The sequence below is a fragment of the Bradyrhizobium sp. 159 genome, from assembly GCF_023073795.1.
Classification (GTDB): Bacteria; Pseudomonadota; Alphaproteobacteria; order Rhizobiales; family Xanthobacteraceae; genus Bradyrhizobium.
Genome location: NZ_JADPKE010000101.1, coordinates 277,057 through 295,764 on the forward strand (window position 1 = coordinate 277,057; position 18,708 = coordinate 295,764).

Below are 18,708 nucleotides of genomic sequence, written 5' to 3' on the forward strand. Positions count from 1 at the left end.
GGGGACAAACTGCTCGTTAGGCGTTGTTAAGTGGCGTTACGGCCGGCGCTCCTGGCATGCCAACAAGAGCCACTCTTCGGTGCTCGGCCGCGATCGGGCGCGCCAAAGGTTCCGGGTTCTCAGAGGAGGACCGCGCCGCTACTATCGGTCAGCTGGCGGAGCATTCCAGGGGCCGTGGGAGTACGTACGTGCAGGTGAATGCGCGATCATCGGGGAGCGGCTCGGACAACACGGGCGGTCAGTTGCCCGAACACGACACTGTCTCATTCGGACCGTTTTCGCTCAGGACGCGCGTTCTGGAGAAGAGCGGCGCGCCGGTGAGGCTCGGCAGCAGGGCGACGGATATTCTCCGCATTCTGGTCGACCGGGCCGGCGAAGTGGTTTCGAAGCACGAGATACTTGCGTTCGCCTGGCCTGGTCTTGCCGTCGAGGAAATCAGCTTGCGGGTGCATATCGCAGAGCTCCGCAAGGTGCTCGGCGATGGCAAGGACGGCGCCCGGTACATCACCAATGTCCCAAGCAGGGGATATTGCTTCGTCGCCCCGGTGCAGCGCGTCTCTTTGCAAGCCACGGCGCCCTCCAGGTCGGCCGCACCGGACAACTTCAACGTCTCTTCGCTGCCTCACCGGCTCGAGCGCATGATCGGGCGCGAGGACACCCTCAGGGAGCTGTCCGCTCGGTTGGTCGAAGACCGCTTCGTCACGCTCCGCGGGCCTGGCGGCATCGGAAAGACGACGGTTGCCGTCGCGGTGGCGCACGAACTCTGGGAAGTTTTTGAGGGACAGGTGCGCTTTCTGGATCTGGGGCCGCTCAGAGAGCCGCCGCTCGTTGCGACGACGCTCGCCTCGGCACTGGGGCTGGTGGTCTATCATGCCGATCCGACCGAGAGCATCCTCACATACCTGAGGGAGAGGCGCTGCCTGCTCGTGTTCGACGGCTGCGAGCACGTCATCGACGTCGTCGCCAGCCTCGCGGAGATGATCGTCGAGCAGGCGCCGCAGGTCAGCATTCTCGCAACCAGTCGCGAATCCCTGCTCGTGGAGGGAGAGCACATCTTCGAGCTGGTCCCTCTTCAGAGCCCTCCCGACGGTGATCGACTCACTGCGAGCGACGTCTTGAGCTATCCTGCCGCGCGACTCTTCATGGAAAGGGCCGCCGCGGCGGGACATCCGATACAAGTCGACGATGAGGATGCGGGCGTCCTTACGGAAATCTGCAGGAAGCTGGACGGCATTGCGCTCGCGATCGAACTGGCTGCTGTACGTGTAGGAGCGCACTCGTTGAAAGAGATCGCCTCTCTGCTCGACGGGCGGCTCAAGCTGGAGTGGCGCGGACGACGCACCGCTCCTCCGCGTCATCAGACGCTCGGTGCCACGCTCGACTGGAGCTATGGGCTGATCGGAGAACGCGAGAGGTTCGTCCTTAGGCATCTCTCCGTCTTCGCTGGTCCATTCACGCTTCAGGGCGCCGTCGCCATTGCGGGCGAGGAGGGTGAAGCGGCGGAGTCCGTGGTCGAGATGCTCGAGCAGCTTGTCGCCAAATCACTGGTGTCCGCGCGTTCCGGACCTTCTTCGACCCGCTACCGGCTTCTCGACACAACACGGGCCTATGCGCTGCAGAAGCTCTCGGAAATGGGAGAGACGAGGGGTGTTTCGCACCGGCATGCCGAGTACGTCCGTCATGCTCTGGAGGCGACCAGCACCGAGCTCAATTCCGCCAACCAGGGTGCCTGGTCTCAGGAACGTGCCGCGCTGCTGGCGGATGCGCGCGCAGCGTTGTCTTGGGTTTACAGCGAAGAGGGAGCCGCCGAACTTCGTGTTCCGCTGGCCGCCTGTTGTGCCCGTCTGTTCGTGGAGCTCAACTTGCTGAGCGAGGGGCGACTCTGGTCGACCCGGGCGCTCGATGCCCTCGACAAAGTCACGGAAGGGACCGCGTGGGAGCTCGACCTCCAGTCCACCTTGGGTCATGCCTTTATGTTCACGGAACGTAACGGCGAACAGGCCGAAGCTGCGCTCGGACGTGGCCTTGAGATCGCGGAAGCGTTGGGCGACAAGTTCAGCAAGTACAGGCTGCTTGCGCGATCGAACATGTTCTACCGCCGCACGGGCGAGTATCGTCGGCTCGTTCCTATAGCGACGGAAGCGGATAGGGTCGCGCGAGAGATCGGCGACCGCGCAGGGATTGCGGGAGGCAAGGCGCTGCTTGGCGTTTCCTGGCACCTTTTGGGAGACCAACGCGCCGCTCAGCTGCATCTGGACGAAGGCATGCAAGGCCAGGCAGCTCTCCGGGATGCGCAGCCCACCCATTTCGCCTATTCGAGAACACCTCAAATCCCTCTCGCACGCGTTCTGTGGCTGCGGGGCTATCCGGACCGAGCGGTCGAATGCGTGCGGCCGCTGACCGAGGCGGCGGCGCCTCGCGATGCCGTGATGTACTGTATCGCGCTGTGCTGGTCGGCCTCGGTCTACGGCTGGGTGGGCGACTGGAGCTCGGTGGAAAGCTTGGGCGCGCGGCTGGCCGCTCGCGCGAACATGCACGGCCTCGTGACCTATCAAGCCGTGGCCGAGGGTTTTCGAGGCCAGGTACTGATCGAACGCGAACAGTTCGAGGAAGGCGTTTCCGTCCTTCGGACCTCCCTCGAGCGACTTCATGCGGACCGATACGAGCTGTACGCATCTGCCTTCGTCGCGGACCTCTCGAGGGGCTTAGCCGCGCTCGGTCAGATTTCATCCGCGCTTGCGGTTCTCGGCGAAGCGATCGACCGCTGCGGGCCCCGGGGCGAAGCGTTCGACGCGCCGGAGCTTTTCCGGCTCCGCGGCGAGCTCGAGGCAGGGGCAGGAAACCAACAAGCGGCCGAGGACAGCTTTCGGGCCTCAGCTGACCTGGCCGAAGAGCAAGGGGCCCTGTCATGGCGTTTGAGGACGGAAATGTCCCGGGCTCGTCTGCAATTGCAGCAGGGAGCGCCGAAACCGATGGCCGGTCTGGCGGAAACCTATCAGCGCTTCTCCGAAGGGTTCGAAACCCGTGACCTGAAGACTGCTCGTGCTCTCCTGGACAGCTCATCCTCAGCTTAGGGAACTTGCCCGGCGAGCTGAAGGTCCGATAGCCGAACAGAGAGCATCAACGCGTCTGCCATCGCCGTCCCGTCGGGATGTCGGAGATAGACTGCACCGCGAGTGGGGATCACGAGGCCGTCCACGGTCACCGCATCGGACACGTAGCGTACCATCGGGACACCTCCTGCGATCTCTAGACGGTAATCGTGGCGCCGGAGGAGCAAGTCGCTTCCGAAATAGAAGTCCTCTTCAGCGCTGTACCTGATGGAAGCTGGCGGAAAGGTCGCGCGCAAGCCGCGCCAGAGTTCTCCGCGTTCGCGTCGCGGATCGATCTCCTGGCATTCGATTTCCTGGGCCGCAAGCGAGAAGGGGGCGGTGAGGTCGGCCCAAAGCGCGTAGCTCTCGAAGTAGGCCTGATGCAGCGGGTCCCAGCACGTCCGGAGATCATGATGCTCGAATGAAGCGCGAGCATCTCGCCTCTGGGCGATCAGTCGTCCCGTGTCGGATTTGATGGCGACGCCGCCGGCCGTGAATTCGGTGCGCCGCGCCGCATCCAAGAATGGCTCTATCATGATGGATGGCCGGTCAAGATCCATCCGGATGTTCCGGGGTCCTGGATGTTCGTGCGCGCCCTTCAGCAGCAGGAGCTCACCGTCCATAAGGACGGTTGCAGCGAGGGTGCTGTGCGCTCTCCAGCGATCCAGGCCGCCATGAGCCTGGACCGCATTCGCGAGTAGATCAATCATCTAGCGACTTCCATTGGTGATGTTTCTGCGAGAGCCGAGGCGTCGATCGGCATCCGCCGAAGGCGCTTGCCTGTCGCGGCGAAGATCGCATTTGCGATGGCCGGTACGACTGCTGACGTGCCGGCCTCGCCCATTCCGCCTGGAGGCTCTTTGCTCCCGACGAGATGGACTTCCACTGCTGGAGCCTGATCCATCCGCAACATCTGGTAGTTATCGAAGTTCGACTGTTCGACCCTCCCGTTCCTCAGCGTGATCTCTCCGTAGAGCGCTGCGGTGGTGCCGAAGACGATGGCGCTTTGGATCTGAGCTTGGACTGTGTTGGGATTTACGACCGTGCCGCAATCGACCGCACAGACCACACGTTTGACGCGGACAGTTCCGTTCTTCGCGACTTCTACCTCGGCGACGTGCGCCAGGTAGGTGCCGAAGACCGACTGCAGCGAGACGCCGAGCCCCGTGCCTTTGGATAGAGAACGTCCCCAGCCAGCCTTGTCGGCGGCCAGATCCAACACCGCTCGTGCGCGGGGCGACTTGTCGAGCAGAGCACGCCGGTACGCGACGGGATCCTGCTTGGCTGCCGCCGCGAGTTCGTCCATGAAGCTCTCGACGACGAAGACGTTGTGCGAGGGTCCGACGCTGCGCCAGAACGCCGTCTGGATTCCGGGCGGCTCGACACGCACATACTCGACGTGCAGGTTCGAAAGTCCGTAAACCAGATCGATGGCGCCCTCCGTGGAATCGGGGTCGAGACCATTCTTGAATGCCGGTGGCAGCCATCTCGCGATCACGGACGATCCTGCAAACCGATGCAGCCAGGCAATTGGATGCCCTTGTTCATCCAGGCCGGCCGAGATGCTGTCGAACCAGGATGGACGGTAGAGGTCGTGCTGGATGTCTTCTTCGCGTGTCCAGACGACTTTGACAGGCCGGTTGACATTCCGCCCGATCTGCACGGCGCGGACCACGCCGTCGCTCTCGAGACGTCTTCCGAAACCGCCGCCAATAAGATGGTTGTGAACGATCACCTTTTCGACAGGTAGACCGAGCTCTTTTGCAGCGGCGGCTTGCACGCGAGCGATCGCCTGAGTTCCGACCCAGATCTCGCAACCATCCTGCCGCACGTGGACTGTGCAGTTCATCGGCTCCATCGTCGCGTGCGCCAAAAACGGAAGCTGATAATTTGCGTCGACCCTGATGCTCGCCGCCATGATGGCGGCTTCGGCGTTGCCGATATTCTGGGCGACCGCGCCGCTTCCGCGAACGGCCTGTTCGAGCTCGTGAACGATTGTTTCCGTCGAAAGATCAGCATGAGGACCGTCCTCCCACTCGATCCTAAGCGCATCCAGCCCCTTCTTCGCTGCACCCATGTGCTCGCCGACGACGGCCACTGCGTCGTCGAGTCGTACGACCTGGCGGACGCCGGTGATCGTGATCGTAGCGCTTGCGTCGAGGTTCTTCACGCGCCCACCGAAGACCGGAGACTGTGCGAGCGTGGCGAACAGCAGCCCGGGTGGCCGTGCGTCGATGCCGTAGACGGCCGTTCCGTCGACCTTCCCGCTGATATCGAGCCGTGGCGCGGGCGATCCAATCAGCTTGAAAGCGCTGGGATCCTTCAGGCTTACTCGGGAGGGGACGGGCACGCTTGCGGCATCCTGCGCAATCTGGCCGTAGCGCACGCGGCGGCCTGTCGCGGTGTGGACGATCTCTCCCTCATGCGTGCTGCAGGTCGAGGGGTCGACACCCCAGCGGTTCGCGGCTGCGGTCACGAGCATGATCCTGGCCGCCGCTCCGGCCTCGCGCAGCGGCTTCCACGCACCCCGGATCGCATTCGAGTTGCCTGTGGCCTGTACGCCCAAGAGAGGATTTGCATACAGCTTTTGGTTGGCGGGAGCATGCTCCAGGTGCACCTGGCTGAGTTTCACTTCGAGCTCTTCCGCGATGAGCATGGGGATGGAAGTATAAGTCCCTTGACCCATCTCGACATACGGCATCGTCAAGACGATCTGGTCGTCCTGACCGATCCGAATGAAAGCGTTCGGGGCAAATTCGGTTTGCGCCGCGCGAACGTCTGCCGACGGAAGAACCATGCTCATCATCAGTCCGCCACCTGCGGCGCCGGCCGCGATGAGGAAGCGGCGCCGGGATAGTTCACCGCCCTCGGGGCGTTCTTGCCTGCGGTCCTTCTGCATCTCAGCCTCCCTTGCTGGACTGTGCGGCCAGCTTGATGGCCTCGCGGATCCGTACGTACGTGCCGCAGCGACAGATGTTGCCGCCCATCGCCTCGTCGATCTCGGAGTCCGATGGATGCGGCGTATTCGCGAGCAGCGCCGTGGCGGACATGATTTGACCGGACTGGCAGTACCCGCATTGAGGGACTTGTTGCTCGAGCCATGCCCGCTGGACTCTGCCTCCGACCTCCGTGTGCCCGATCGCTTCCACCGTGGTGACCTGAGAGGTGCCGACGCCGTCGACAGGCGTAACGCAGGATCGAACCGCGACGCCGTCCAGGTGCACGGTGCAAGCGCCACAAAGAGCCGCGCCACACCCGAATTTCGTGCCGGTCATTCCGAGAACGTCGCGCAGCACCCACAACAGGGGTGTATCGCCGTCCACGTCTAGGACGCGTAACGTGCCATTGACTTGGATTGTGAAGGCCATTGCTCGTCTCCCCTTCTCGCTTTCCTGAGGCCTGGACCCCAGCACCGCGGCAGTGCGGCGCTTGTGCCCTCGAACCATCGCCCGAAGCTTCGGGAAAAGCCCGTTAGGCGTTGTTAAGCGGTGTTGACGCCACTCGCCGAGCAGCAAAAGCAAGGTTTCTCAGGGTCTTGCTCGAGTTGTTGCGAGGCGACCGTTCGGTTCGACGGCGCCCTCTTCGGGCGATGGTCGGCCGACCGCGGTCTTCGCTCGTCAAGGCGTAACAACGCTTAACGAGCCAACGACCCCGTCTCGGTGCAGCATGTCCCTCGAACGGACCACCGGCCACGGAGAAGATCAGTGACGAATATCGATCATGAGCGCAGGCATCTCATCGCCCATGCTGCCGCACTCGCGCTCGGGGCGAAGCTTGGATTGGGTATGTCGGAGTCGAGGGCAGCCGATTCCGCCGCGCCCGGTCAGAATGTCCCGACGACCGCCGCTTCCTGGACCGGTCAGATCAGACAGATCGATGCCGGACTCCTGAATGTCGGGTACGCCGAACTCGGTCCGGCGGACGGGCCGGCCGTCATCCTGCTGCATGGTTGGCCCTACGACATCCACAGCTTCACCGAGGTCGCGCCGCTACTCGCGGCCGTAGGTCGTCGCGTCATCGTGCCGTATCTTCGCGGCTACGGAAGCACGAAGTTTCTATCCAATGGCGCCATGCGCAACGGGCAGCCCGCCGCGCTCGGGGTCGACGTGCTCGCGCTCATGGACGCGCTGAAGATAAGCAAGGCAACACTGGCCGGATTCGATTGGGGCGCTCGGACGGCCGACATCGTCGCGGCGCGCTGGCCCGAGCGGGTGGACGGGTTGGTGTCGGTCAGCGGCTATCTCATCGGCAACCAGCAGGCCGGCAAGAAACCGCTGCCGCCCCCGGCCGAGCTGGAATGGTGGTACCAGTTCTACTTCGCGACGGAGCGCGGTCGCGCTGGCTACGAGAAGTATCGCCGAGAGTTCTCGAAGCTCATCTGGCGAACGGCTTCACCGAAATGGCAATTCGACGACGCGACGTTCGATCGCACCGCGACTTCCCTCGACAATCCCGACCATGTCGCCATCGTGGTTCACAACTATCGCTGGCGGTTGGAACTCGCTGAGGGCGAGACACGATACGACGAGCTGGAAAAGCGCCTTGCACTGTCTCCGGTGATAGCGGTGCCGACGATCACGCTCGAAGGGGATGCGAACGGCGCACCGCACCCGGACCCTTCCGCCTACGCACGGATGTTCAGCGGCAGGTATGCGCACCGAACGATCACGGGCGGCATCGGACACAATCTGCCTCAGGAATCCCCCAAGGCGTTCACGCAGGCCGCGTTGGACGTCGTGTCGCTCGCTTAGCGACCTTTAGAAGCAGGAGAAGCAGGATGCGCCGGATCTCAGCTTTCATCATTCTCGTGGCCATCCTCGTTCTGATGGCCGTTCAGTTTGGCCCCCAGCTCGTTCTGACGAACGAGCGGCCGACAGCCCGTCACGCGCTTACTGGGGCCAGTTGATAGCGCAGTGACATCAACTCAAGGTAACAGCAGGAGAGAAACATGACCATTGCAGTAAGCCCGGCCAAAGTACGTACCGTCGACATGAAGCTCGAGGTCATCGTCATTCCCGTATCGGACGTGGAGCGCTCGAAAAAGTTTTATGGCAACCTGGGATGGAGGTTGGATGCCGACTTCATCTTCGACGATGGTTTCCGCGTCATCCAGTTCACGCCGCCGGGCTCCGGCGCCTCCGTGATCTTCGGGACCAATGTCACACCGGCGGCTCCAGGGTCCGCGAAGGGATTGTACCTGGTCGTGTCGGATATAGAGGCGGCTCGAAAGGAACTGATCGCAAGAGGCGTTCAGGTCGGCGAAGCCTTCCACGGGGCGAACAAGGTTCACGCTGGTGCCGACGAGCCTCACCTATTCGGAAGCGTGCGGATCGGCGGACGCGATCCGGAGGGCCGCAGCTATTTCACATTGGCTTCCTTCAGCGATCCCGATGGAAACGGATGGTTGCTGCAGGAGGTGACGCAGCGGCTTCCGGGCCGCGTCGAGGGAAACATCGCGTTCACTTCGGCCACCGACCTTGCGGCGGCCCTTCGTCGCGCCGCGGCCGCCCATGGCGAGCACGAGGAAAAGACTGGTCAACGGGACGAGAACTGGCCCGACTGGTACGCCGAGTACATCGCGAGTGAGCAATCCGGCGGCAGCACGCCGAAATAACAGCCGAGACGGTTCGCCTGCAGTCGGGCGAACCGTCTCCAACCTGATTTGGAGAGCTGACGTGGCGAACAGAATTCTCGTATTTTACGGCTCCTATCGCTCCGATCGGATGGGGATCCGTCTCGCGGACTTCGTGGTGGAGCAGCTGCGTCGGCGGGGCGCGGACGCCGAACTGATCGATGCGAAGGAAATCAATCTCCCGATGCTCGATCGGATGTACAAGGAGTGGCCCAAAGGGAAGGCTCCGGCGGTCTTGGAGGAGCTCGCCCACAAGATCCGGAACGCGAACGGCTTCGTGTTCGTCACCGGCGAATACAATTGGGGAGTCCAGCCGGGGCTAAAAAACCTCACGGATCATTTCCTGGAGGAGTGGTTCTGGAGGCCCGCGGCGATCGTCAGTTATTCTGCCGGCCGCCTTTCCGGAGCCCGGGCTGCGAGCGCATGGCATGGCACGCTATCGGAAATGGGCATGGTGGTCGTGTCGAGCACCATTGCGGTCGGCTCGATCGGCCAGACGCTGTCTGCAGATGGCGGAACGACCGGTGACGGCGGCCAAGCGCTGGAGCAGGCATTCCCTCGCTTCGCCGACGACCTCATGTGGTGGGTGGAGGCGGCGAACGCACAACGAGAGCGCAAGAGTCCTCCTTACTGACCCTGCGAGCTGTCGGGCTCGAACGCAAAGCGTCTTTTGATGCGGCTTCCTTGCACCGAGGAGCCGCATCTCCGCTTTCTCGGGACGCGCCGAGCTGCATAGATAGTCGGGCTCAGCTTGCATGGGCGACTGCCATATTCTTCTGCGTGGCCAACCACCAAGAACTCAGCTGAGGACTTAAGCCAGCCTAGCGCATCGATGCGATGTGGGCTTCGATCGCGCATGCGACGAAGCAGCAAGTCGCGGGCAGCGAGAGGCAAGCGCGACGCCCGGCGCTAACACCGCTTAACAATACACAACGAGCAATTCTGCGGGCCTCCGGCATAATCGTAGCGACACCAAGAGAACGGGCGCAACCGCGCGTAGGTAAGGGGCAAGTCAGCCAGCGCTGGCGCCGCTTAAACAAACAATAGGAGTCAGCTATGGGTATTGAACAGAAGGTCGCCATCATCACCGGTGCATCTCAGGGCATTGGCGCCGCCCTGGTCCAGGGTTTCCGCGATCGCAACTACCGCGTCGTCGCGACGGCGCGCTCCATGAAGCCGCCCGGGCACGATGACGTCCTCGCGGTTGCCGGCGATATCGCGGACCGTGCCACCGCCGAACGTGTTGTTCAGCAGGCGGTGGCCCGTTTTGGCCGCGTAGACACCTTGGTCAACAATGCGGGCATCTTCGTCGCCAAGCCGTTCACGCAATACACCGCCGAGGATTATGCGGCGGTGATGGGCACGAATGTGGCCGGATTCTTCAACATCACGCAGCTCGCCATCGCCGAGATGGAGAAGCAGGCGTCCGGCCACGTCGTTCAGATCACAACGACGCTGGTGGACCATGCCAACTCCAACGTGCCGTCGGTGCTGGCCTCCTTGAGCAAGGGTGGACTGAATGCGGCGACCAAGTCGCTTGCGATCGAATACGCCAAACGCGGCATCCGGGTAAATGCCGTCTCCCCCGGCATCATCAAGTCACCGATGCATCCCACCGCGGCACATACGCAGCTCAATGCGTTGCACCCCATCGGCCACATGGGCGAGATGTCGGATATCGTAGGTGCGGTGCTCTATCTCGAGGACGCCGCCTTCGTCACCGGCGAGATACTCCACGTTGACGGCGGCCAAAGCGCCGGTCACTGAACGGAGCATGAACATGCCAATTGTCACCATTCAAGTGACCCGCGAAGGAACGACCCCCGGAGCGGCGTCACTCACCGCGAAGGAAAAGGCGGCGTTGATCAAGGGTTCGAGCGAGCTCTTGCGCGACGTGCTCGGAAAGCCGCTCGATTCCACTTTCGTATTGATTGAAGAGGTCGACACCGACAATTGGGGCTGGGGCGGCCTGCCCGCGCTGGAATTCCGGCGCCGTCGCGAGGATCCCCCGGGATAATCCGCCTGGCTCCGCGCCAGCATGGCCCGTCTGCCGGTCGACACGGAGGAAGCGATCATGAAAAGCTCAACCCGGAGGAGGTCTATCTAATGGGTAAAGATCTTGAGTTCGCCTTCGACGAACCTTGATCACCCGCATCTTCAGCCGCGTCGGCGCTTCCGCAGTCTGGAATTCGCGCAGCCCGGTGACGGCCAAGCATGACCTGCCGTATACGCCGGCGATTGTCATGTTTTGGAGCCGAGCATGCCAAAGCTCCCCAAGCGCTCCTCCAGGCGCAGCCCCACCGCCATCAAGCAGTGTCTCACGTTTAGTGATCAAGATACGGTCGACACCAGCACATCCCAGTGGTACAAGCGGTAGACTAGGCGCGGAGTTAAGCGACTGATTTTGTTGAGCTTTCTTGGATGGGGTTCCAATCCTTTCCTGGGCACCAAGATTTGACGCAAAATGGGGCTGCTTCCGATCAGTCGCGATGGTAGCCGACGATCCAAGCACCGAGGTGGCATGGGTCCCTTGATGGGACAGATCAGCCCGTCCGCTCTCACACCACCCGCTTTCCCGCCCGCTCCGCCACCGCCTTCTGCACAAAGTACATCGCGCCCAGCGCGACGATCGTCGTCGCGACCACGACGTAGCCGAGCCGGTCGAAATGGATCAGCGAGCCGTCCGCCGCTTGGGCGATGATGGCGGCGGCGAGCACTGAGCCGAGTCCTCCGGAGAGCTGCTGAAGCGAGGCGCTGACCGCGCTGAACGAGCCGCGCTGGCTCGGATCGGGGATCGCCGACATCAGCGCCTGCGACGGGATCATGCGCGAGAAAATGCCGACGAACATCAAGACGTTGACGAGGATCGCGGTCGCGAGCGAGACGTGGCCGAGACGGGTGTAGACCAGCACCATGATCACCGACACGACGCTGCCGAACGCGAAGGTCGGGTATTTGCCGAACGCGTCGCTCGCCCTGCCGACCAGAGGCCCCGTGACGATGCTGAACAGGCCGGAGACGAGATAGATCGTCGGCAGATGCGCAATGTCGATGCCGAGATTGTGCACGGTGAAGGCGCTGGAGAACGGCATCAGCATGTACCCGCCGGTCGCCAGCAGCGTCGTGACGGCGAAGGCCAGCGTATAGCGCTTCTGCCCGACGGTCGCGATCAAGTGCCGGAACGGGTTTCTGTCCTGCTTCAATTTCAGATGCGCATCGACCGGCTCCATGGTGAAAGCGATGACCGCGATCGCTGCGATTGACACCACGACGATCGCGGCGAAGCAGACATGCCAGCTCCAGTGATTGGCGAGGAACAGCCCGGCGGGAATGCCGAGCACCTGGCTTGCGGCAAACGCCGTCTGGATGAAGCCCATCACGCGGCCGCGCAGGTGCAGCGGGAACAGATCGGTGATGATGGCGAGCACAACCGAGCCGATCACGCCACCGAACAATCCGGTCACGATCCTGCCGAGCAGCAGCACATGGTAGTTCTGCGCGGCGGCGCAGAGCATGGTCCCGAGCGTGAAGCCGACATAGAAGAACAGCAGCAGGCGCTTGCGACGAACCGATCGGCAAAGCCGGCGGCCAGGATGCCCGAGATCCCCGCGCTGAACGCGTAGGCCGAGACCGCGACGCCGAACTGCCCGGCCGTGATGTCGAGCGCAGGCATCAGGATGGCGCCGAGCGGCGACATGATGACGAAGTCGAGGATGATCGTGAATTGCGTGAACGCGAGCAGCGCGATGAGCAGCGCCTGATAGCGCGAAAAGCCGCGTTGGCGCTCCTGTGGGTCGTCGACGGCCGCGGCGAGCGTCTGTTCGGTCATGGCACCTGATTCAGGGTAAGCGCGGCGGGGCGCGCGAAACTGGCAGATAGGGTGGACGGCGACGATGTCCACCGGCGGCAAGGTAAAAGCTCTGCCGCAACAGGAAGCGCGGGGCGGGTTGTGGGATCCGGGCAACAGGGCGCCCGCGCGAACCCGCTCCTGTCCGGGGGAATTAAGCCGCCCTTAGCGAATGCCCTCTAGGCTCGCGACCATCCCTTTCCCCTGCTCCCCGGCCTTTGGGCCGGTCATTTTGCGTCAAGTAAGAGTGTTTCCGGATGGAGCAGCCTGCCTGGCAACATGATTCTGGCGCCCCCGCACCGTCGGCAATTGCGGCGGCTGGGCGGACGCTTGTGATCGATCTGGAAGGCGCGCTGCTGCGTTCCGAACTGCTGATGGAAGCGCTGTTCAGTGCGCCCGGCCGCATGCTGGCCCGCTTCGGCGCCGGCGGACGCCCGGGTATGGCCGCGCTCACGGATATCCTGGCGCGGGCCGAGATCGACTATGCCCATCTGCCCTATGATTCCGATGTGCTGAATCAGGCGCTGGCGGCGCGGGCGCAGGGCGCGAAGATATATCTTGTCGCCGGACGTTTCGCCGATCATGCGGGGGGCATTGCCGCACATCTTGGCTTTGACGGCGTCGTGACGCCGGCCGATCTTGCCGCGGGCCATACGCTGCCGTTCGATCGCGGCGCGATCGAGCGCATCGAGAGCCGCGGCCACAGCCACGTCAGCTGGAAAACCTGGGCCAAGGCCCTGCGCGTCTATCAATACGCCAAGAACACGCTGGTGTTCGTGCCGGCGCTCACCGCGCATCAGATGAACCTTCCAACGCTCGGCTATGCATTGCTGGCGTTCATGGCGTTTTCCGCCTGCGCGTCGGGCGCCTATCTGATGAACGATCTCCTGGATCTTTCGGCCGACCGGCAGCATCCGACCAAGCGCCATCGCCCGCTCGCGGCCGGCGATCTGCCGATCTCCGCGGCGCTAGCAGCGATTCCTGCGCTGTGGCTGTTCGCGCTTGTCGCCAGCCTCTGCATCTCGCCTCTCTTCCTGGGCGTGCTCGGCGCCTATCTCGTCACCACGATCGCTTATTCGCTCGCGCTCAAGCGCAAGATGCTGGTCGACGTCGTGACGCTGTCTGGTCTCTACAGCTTGCGCATCATCGCCGGCGCCGTCGGCGTCGGCGTGGTGCTGTCGGAATGGCTTTTGATCTTCTCGCTGTTCGTGTTCACCTCGCTGGCGCTGATCAAGCGTTTCAGCGAGCTCAGCATGCGCGAGAGCGCGGGCCTCGCCGATCCCTCCAACCGCGATTACAGGATCACTGATCTGCATGTCATCGCCGCGATGGCGGCGGCGAGCGCGATGAACGCGGCAACGGTGTTCTCGCTCTACGTCTCCTCCTCCGCGGTGACGCCGCTCTACAGCCGTCCCTGGATGCTGTGGCTGCTCAACCCGCTGCTGCTCTACTGGTTCGGCCGCGCCCTGATGATGGCGCACCGCCGCGAGATGCCTGACGATCCGATCATCTACGCTTTCCGCGACGGCCCCAGCCGCATCACGGTGGCCGCGATGATCTGCATCATGCTGGCGGCGATCTGACCGGACCCGTAAGGTCACGGCCGGCGCTTGCGCGGCCCGCCGTGAGTGGATACATCGCGGGGAATCCCGATTAGCCTATTCTGCCGACACCATTCGAGGTTTTGAAACGCCATGACCGTGCGCCTGCATCGCGGCGACCTGCCCGACCTGTCCCGCTACACCGCAGCGGTGGCGATCGACACCGAGACCATGGGCCTGAACCCGCACCGCGACCGGCTCTGCGTGGTGCAGCTCTCGCCCGGCGACGGCAGCGCCGACGTGGTGCAGATCCCCAAGGGGCACACCGACGCGCCGAATTTGAAGGCGCTGCTGGCCGATCCCGCCATCACGAAGATCTTCCACTTCGCGCGGTTCGATATCGCGGTGCTGTACCAGACCTTCGGCGTCATGACCGGGCCGATCTACTGCACCAAGATCGCCTCCCGCCTGACCCGCACCTATACCGACCGCCACGGTCTGAAGGACCTGGTGCGCGAGGTGCTCAACATCGACCTCTCCAAGCAGCAGCAGTCCAGCGACTGGGGCTCCGACAGCCTGAGCGAGCCGCAGCTCGCCTATGCCGCCTCCGATGTGCTGCATCTGCACGGCCTGCGCGAGCGGCTCGATGCCATGCTGGTGCGGGAAGGCCGCTCCGCGCTGGCGCAGGCCTGTTTCGACTTCCTGCCGACCCGCGCCCTGCTCGACCTCCAGGGCTGGGCGGAAGAGGACATTTTCGCGCATTCCTGATGCCGCTCGTGGCCGCTAGGGTCAGGGCTGCCGCCCCGTTTCGGACACTTTCGTAACGGCCTGTCGCCGGCTGCATATTTTGGCGGCGCCGGGTACAATGGGGCGTCCTTCCACCGGACAAGGCGAGCGCCACTTCAGGAGTGAATCAGGAGTCCAGGTGAATTCGGCCCAGAATCCCACCTACGACGCCGCGCTTGCGGCGAAGTTTGCCAGCGCGGCGCGCCACAGCCGCCTGGTGCGGATTCTGCGTGTCGCGGTGCCGGGCGCGGTGCTGCTCTCCATGGCCGCCATCGTCGGCGTGTCGGTCTTCAATCCGTTCCGCATGCTGATGCCGAAACTGCCGCTCGATTCCGGAAACCTGGTGGTGTCGGGCACTAAGATCACCATGGAAACGCCGCACCTCGCCGGCTTCACGCCTGACCAGCGGCCCTACGAGCTCTGGGCCAAGACCGCGACGCAGGACATCACCGACCCCGATCATGTCGATCTTTCGGATCTGCGTGCAAAGGTGCTGATGGAGGATCAATCCACCCTGTTCCTCGACGCCCGCACCGGCCGTTTCGACAACAAGCAGCAGCAGCTCGATCTGCACAAGGACATCTTGCTGCGCACCTCGACCGGCTACGAAGCGCGGCTGAACTCGGCCTTCGTCGACATGAACAAGGGCACGGTCACCTCCGACGAGCGCGTCGACGTCAAGCTGACCAACGGCACGCTGACCGCGGACCGGCTGCGGATCACCGAGGGCGGCGATCTCATCCGCTTCGAAGGCAATGTGGTGATGCACCTGGACAAGCTGGACGACCCCGCCGCCGCACAGCCTGCGCCCCCGGCCGAGCCTGCGCCACCTGCAAAGACGCGTACGCCTCAGAACAAGTCTGCCAATTCAAAGTGATTTCCATGATCAGTTTTTTTTCGCGCAGCGACTACATGCGGAGTGCCGTCCTCGGCACAGCCGTGCTTGTCGCCGCCGTCGTTGCGGTGGTCGCTGGCGGGGCCGCCATTGCACAGAGCACGATGCAAGGCGTGCCCAACGCGATGCAGGGCTTTTCGCAAAACCGCGACCAGCCGATCCAGATCGAGGCCGCCTCGCTCGAAATGCGCGACAAGAAGAAGGAGGCGACCTTCGCCGGCAATGTGAAGGTCGTGCAGGGCGACACCACCATGACCTCGAAGACGCTGGTGGTGTTTTATGAATCGGGCGGCGGCGACAAGCCGGCCGTGCCGCAGCCGGCGGCCAAGGGCGCGAAGGCGGCACCGATGCAGTCGACAACGCCCGGCCCGGGCGGCAGCTCCGCGATCAAGCGGCTGGAGGCGCGCGGCAATGTCGTGGTCACTCAGAAGGACCAGGTGGTAACGGGCGAGACCGCCGTGTTCGACACCAAGACCAACCTCATCACCATGCTCGGCGGCGTGGTCTTGACGCAGTGCAAGAACGTGCTGCGCGGCGACCGCCTGATGGTCGACATGACCACGGGCGTGTCGCGGGTGGAATCCGAGAGCGGCCGGGTCCAGGCCCTGCTGCCGCAGGGCGGCAGCAATGATTGCGGGCAAGGCGCCAAACCCGGCACAGCACCGCCTCTGCAGTTGCCCGGCGCAAGTAAACAAAAGTAAATTCAATAACTTGCTTTGGTTGCTCCCGATCCGAGGTTGAAGCTTGCCCGGCAAGACTGTATCTAGCGCGAAGGGCTTTCGAAGCGGGGTTCGCCGCTTTTCGGGCGTGTTTCACTGGGCATGAGACATCCCTCACTCAGGCTGCACCGGCGGATCGCAAAGACCGGGGCGGCAGATCGCGGGATCACGCGCGGACCATCGTGCAGGATTGTCGTGCAGGATCGTCGTGAAAGGCTAGAAGGCGGGGATGGTCGATCTCTTCAGCATGTTCCGTCGGCGACCCGCCAAACGCGGCCGGCCAGGATTTGCGCGTCAGGACATCAGCGCGCTCGGTGACGATGTCGGCGGTCTCGTCACCAGCCCGGTGCGGGATGCGCCGCCGACCGCCCGGAGCCAGCCGGTGCGTGCGCCCGACCAGTTCCAAGGAGACCATCACGCCGACTATCAGGCGGACTATCGAGCCGAGCCGCCGCGTCCGCAGGCGGTTCACCCGGTCAGGGCCGGCAGCAGATCCAATGGTACAGGCGGGCAGCTGCTGCGGCGGCCCGGCTTCCTGGCTGTGCACAGTGTGGAAAAGGCCTTTGGCAGTCGTCAGGTGGTGCGCGGCGTCAGCATCTACGTGCGCCGCGGCGAAGCGGTCGGTCTGCTCGGCCCGAACGGCGCCGGCAAGACCACCGTGTTCTACATGATCACCGGCCTGATCAAGGCCGATCGCGGCGCGATCGAGCTTGACGGGCACGATGTCACCAAGCTGCCGATGTATCAGCGCGCACGGCTCGGCATCGGCTATCTGCCGCAGGAGGCCTCGATCTTCCGCGGCCTCACCGTCGAGCAGAACATCCGCGCGGTGCTCGAAGTGGTCGAGCCCTCGCGCAAGAAACGCGAGCACCAGCTCGATTCGCTGCTCGACGAGTTCAACATCACGCGCCTCAGGAAATCGCCGTCGATCGCGCTATCAGGTGGGGAGCGCCGCCGCGTCGAGATTGCGCGCGCGTTGGCGACACGGCCGAACTACATGCTGCTCGACGAGCCCTTCGCCGGCATCGATCCGATCGCGGTCGGCGACATCCAGGACCTCGTCCGCCATCTGACCAATCGCGGCATCGGGGTCTTGATCACCGACCACAATGTGCGCGAAACGCTCGGCCTCACCGATCGTGCCTACATCGTCTATGCCGGTGAAATCCTGACCGAGGGTACCCCGGATGAGATCGTCGCCGATCCGGACGTGCGCCGGCTTTACCTTGGCGAGGAATTCCGCCTCTAGCCTGTTTTTGCGCGGCGTCAAGGCGTGTACATCGGGCCCGGACTAGGATAAGCAAAAATCGGACCAATTTTGGGAACGGTTCTTGCTTCATGGCGCTTACGCAGAGATTAGAGTTCCGGCAATCGCAGTCGCTGGTCATGACGCCGCAGCTGATGCAGGCGATCAAGCTGCTGCAATTGTCCAATCTCGATCTCACGACTTTCGTGGAGGAGGAACTCGAGCGTAATCCCCTGCTGGAGCGGGCCAATGACGAGGCCGGCGGCGCTGAAGCGACCGCGGAGGCCAGCCAGTTCGGTGATGGTGACGAAGGCGGCCACGGTGATGGGGTTGGTGACGACGGCTTTGGCGGCAGCGCCGAGGCGTTCGAGCCCGGACAGGAAGAATGGATGAGCAAGGATCTCGGCACCCGCGCCGAGATCGAGCAGACCCTGGACACCGGCCTCGACAACGTCTTCTCCGAGGAGCCGGCCGAGGCGGCCGCGCGCAATGCCCAGGACGCCGCGCCGACCACTTACACCGAGTGGGGCGGTGGTGCCTCCGGCGATGAACCCTACAATCTCGAAGCCTTCGTCGCGGCAGAGAGGACCCTGTCGGACCATCTTGCCGAGCAGCTCTCGGTTGCCTTCACCGCGCCGGCGCAGCGCATGATCGGCCAGTACCTGATCGACCTCGTCGACGAGGCCGGCTATCTGCCGCCGGATCTCGGCCAGGCCGCCGAGCGTCTCGGCGCATCGCAACAGGACGTCGAGGACGTTCTTGCCGTGCTGCAAAAATTCGATCCACCCGGCGTCTGCGCGCGCAACTTGAGCGAATGCCTGGCGATCCAGCTCCGCGAGCTCGACCGCTATGATCCGGCGATGCAGGCCCTGGTCGAGCATCTCGATCTTCTCGCCAAGCGCGACATCGCGTCCTTGCGCAAGGTCTGCGGCGTCGACGACGAGGACATC

The 18,708-nt window shown here is 63.6% G+C and carries 14 protein-coding genes and 2 pseudogenes; 12 read left to right on the forward strand and 4 right to left on the reverse strand.

Going from position 1 to position 18,708, the window contains the following annotated elements; translation table 11 throughout:
- Positions 1-188 precede the first annotated feature (188 nt).
- Positions 189-3,074 (forward strand): winged helix-turn-helix domain-containing protein, encoded by a 2,886-nt coding sequence (locus tag IVA96_RS32290; RefSeq protein WP_346347922.1) that lies wholly within the window; start codon positions 189-191, stop codon positions 3,072-3,074.
- Here IVA96_RS32290 and IVA96_RS32295 read toward each other — a convergent pair.
- Genes IVA96_RS32295 through IVA96_RS32305 form a run of 3 tightly spaced genes read right to left on the reverse strand, consistent with a single transcriptional unit; the run spans position 3,071 to position 6,460 of the window.
- A complete protein-coding gene (locus IVA96_RS32295; protein WP_247421573.1) occupies positions 3,071-3,802 on the reverse strand; it encodes a hypothetical protein in 732 nt (243 codons plus the stop codon). The genes IVA96_RS32290 and IVA96_RS32295 overlap by 4 nt on opposite strands.
- Positions 3,799-5,991 carry a xanthine dehydrogenase family protein molybdopterin-binding subunit gene (locus tag IVA96_RS32300; protein WP_247421575.1) on the reverse strand — a complete coding sequence of 731 codons (2,193 nt, stop codon included), beginning with the start codon at positions 5,989-5,991 and terminating at the stop codon, positions 3,799-3,801. Before IVA96_RS32300 ends, IVA96_RS32295 begins: the two co-directional genes overlap by 4 nt.
- 1 nt (position 5,992) lies before the next feature.
- Positions 5,993-6,460 carry a (2Fe-2S)-binding protein gene (locus tag IVA96_RS32305; RefSeq protein WP_247421577.1) on the reverse strand — a complete coding sequence of 156 codons (468 nt, stop codon included), beginning with the start codon at positions 6,458-6,460 and terminating at the stop codon, positions 5,993-5,995.
- A gap of 345 nt (positions 6,461-6,805) precedes the next feature.
- On the opposite strand from IVA96_RS32305, the gene IVA96_RS32310 reads away from it, so the two are divergent.
- From IVA96_RS32310 to IVA96_RS32330, 5 genes are all read left to right on the forward strand, one after another.
- On the forward strand, positions 6,806-7,843 hold the full coding sequence (locus IVA96_RS32310; protein ID WP_247421630.1) for an alpha/beta hydrolase: 1,038 nt from the start codon (positions 6,806-6,808) through the stop codon (positions 7,841-7,843).
- A gap of 197 nt (positions 7,844-8,040) precedes the next feature.
- A complete protein-coding gene (locus IVA96_RS32315) occupies positions 8,041-8,706 on the forward strand; it encodes a VOC family protein (RefSeq protein WP_247421579.1) in 666 nt (221 codons plus the stop codon).
- 61 nt (positions 8,707-8,767) lie between these two features.
- Positions 8,768-9,358, forward strand: coding sequence for an NAD(P)H-dependent oxidoreductase (locus tag IVA96_RS32320; RefSeq protein ID WP_247421582.1), 591 nt, complete (start codon positions 8,768-8,770; stop codon positions 9,356-9,358).
- Between the two features lie 422 nt (positions 9,359-9,780).
- Positions 9,781-10,491 carry an SDR family oxidoreductase gene (locus IVA96_RS32325; protein WP_247421585.1) on the forward strand — a complete coding sequence of 237 codons (711 nt, stop codon included), beginning with the start codon at positions 9,781-9,783 and terminating at the stop codon, positions 10,489-10,491.
- A gap of 13 nt (positions 10,492-10,504) precedes the next feature.
- The gene (locus IVA96_RS32330) at positions 10,505-10,741 is read left to right on the forward strand and encodes a 4-oxalocrotonate tautomerase family protein (protein ID WP_247421588.1); all 237 of its coding nucleotides are present in this window, start codon (positions 10,505-10,507) and stop codon (positions 10,739-10,741) included.
- A 541-nt stretch (positions 10,742-11,282) separates the two neighbouring features.
- Here the strand turns inward: IVA96_RS32330 and IVA96_RS32335 are convergent.
- A pseudogene (locus IVA96_RS32335) lies at positions 11,283-12,553 on the reverse strand (MFS transporter).
- A gap of 350 nt (positions 12,554-12,903) precedes the next feature.
- Here IVA96_RS32335 and IVA96_RS32345 point away from each other — a divergent pair.
- The 6 genes and pseudogenes from IVA96_RS32345 to IVA96_RS32370 form a co-directional block, all read left to right on the forward strand.
- The gene (locus IVA96_RS32345; RefSeq protein ID WP_247421595.1) at positions 12,904-14,154 is read left to right on the forward strand and encodes a UbiA family prenyltransferase; all 1,251 of its coding nucleotides are present in this window, start codon (positions 12,904-12,906) and stop codon (positions 14,152-14,154) included.
- A 111-nt stretch (positions 14,155-14,265) separates the two neighbouring features.
- Complete coding sequence (locus IVA96_RS32350) at positions 14,266-14,880, forward strand: ribonuclease D (protein WP_247276537.1); 615 nt, start codon at positions 14,266-14,268, stop codon at positions 14,878-14,880.
- A 157-nt stretch (positions 14,881-15,037) separates the two neighbouring features.
- The gene (gene lptC, locus IVA96_RS32355; RefSeq protein WP_247276536.1) at positions 15,038-15,775 is read left to right on the forward strand and encodes an LPS export ABC transporter periplasmic protein LptC; all 738 of its coding nucleotides are present in this window, start codon (positions 15,038-15,040) and stop codon (positions 15,773-15,775) included.
- Between the two features lie 5 nt (positions 15,776-15,780).
- On the forward strand, positions 15,781-16,494 hold the full coding sequence (locus IVA96_RS32360; RefSeq protein WP_247276535.1) for an LptA/OstA family protein: 714 nt from the start codon (positions 15,781-15,783) through the stop codon (positions 16,492-16,494).
- A gap of 247 nt (positions 16,495-16,741) precedes the next feature.
- Entirely contained in the window at positions 16,742-17,761 is a 1,020-nt protein-coding gene (gene lptB, locus IVA96_RS32365) for an LPS export ABC transporter ATP-binding protein (RefSeq protein ID WP_247276534.1), read from the forward strand.
- 89 nt (positions 17,762-17,850) lie between these two features.
- Positions 17,851-18,708 (forward strand): annotated as a pseudogene (locus tag IVA96_RS32370) (RNA polymerase sigma-54 factor); the annotation flags it as partial.

Coding starts and splice junctions, on each gene's coding strand:
- IVA96_RS32360 (WP_247276535.1), top strand. CDS start 15,781: ATGATCAGTTTTTTTTCGCGCAGCGACTACATGCGGAGTGCCGTCCTC.
- lptB (WP_247276534.1), top strand. CDS start 16,742: ATGGTCGATCTCTTCAGCATGTTCCGTCGGCGACCCGCCAAACGCGGC.
- IVA96_RS32325 (WP_247421585.1), top strand. CDS start 9,781: ATGGGTATTGAACAGAAGGTCGCCATCATCACCGGTGCATCTCAGGGC.
- IVA96_RS32350 (WP_247276537.1), top strand. CDS start 14,266: ATGACCGTGCGCCTGCATCGCGGCGACCTGCCCGACCTGTCCCGCTAC.
- IVA96_RS32300 (WP_247421575.1), bottom strand. CDS start 5,991: ATGCAGAAGGACCGCAGGCAAGAACGCCCCGAGGGCGGTGAACTATCC.
- IVA96_RS32330 (WP_247421588.1), top strand. CDS start 10,505: ATGCCAATTGTCACCATTCAAGTGACCCGCGAAGGAACGACCCCCGGA.
- IVA96_RS32315 (WP_247421579.1), top strand. CDS start 8,041: ATGACCATTGCAGTAAGCCCGGCCAAAGTACGTACCGTCGACATGAAG.
- IVA96_RS32295 (WP_247421573.1), bottom strand. CDS start 3,802: ATGATTGATCTACTCGCGAATGCGGTCCAGGCTCATGGCGGCCTGGAT.
- IVA96_RS32305 (WP_247421577.1), bottom strand. CDS start 6,460: ATGGCCTTCACAATCCAAGTCAATGGCACGTTACGCGTCCTAGACGTG.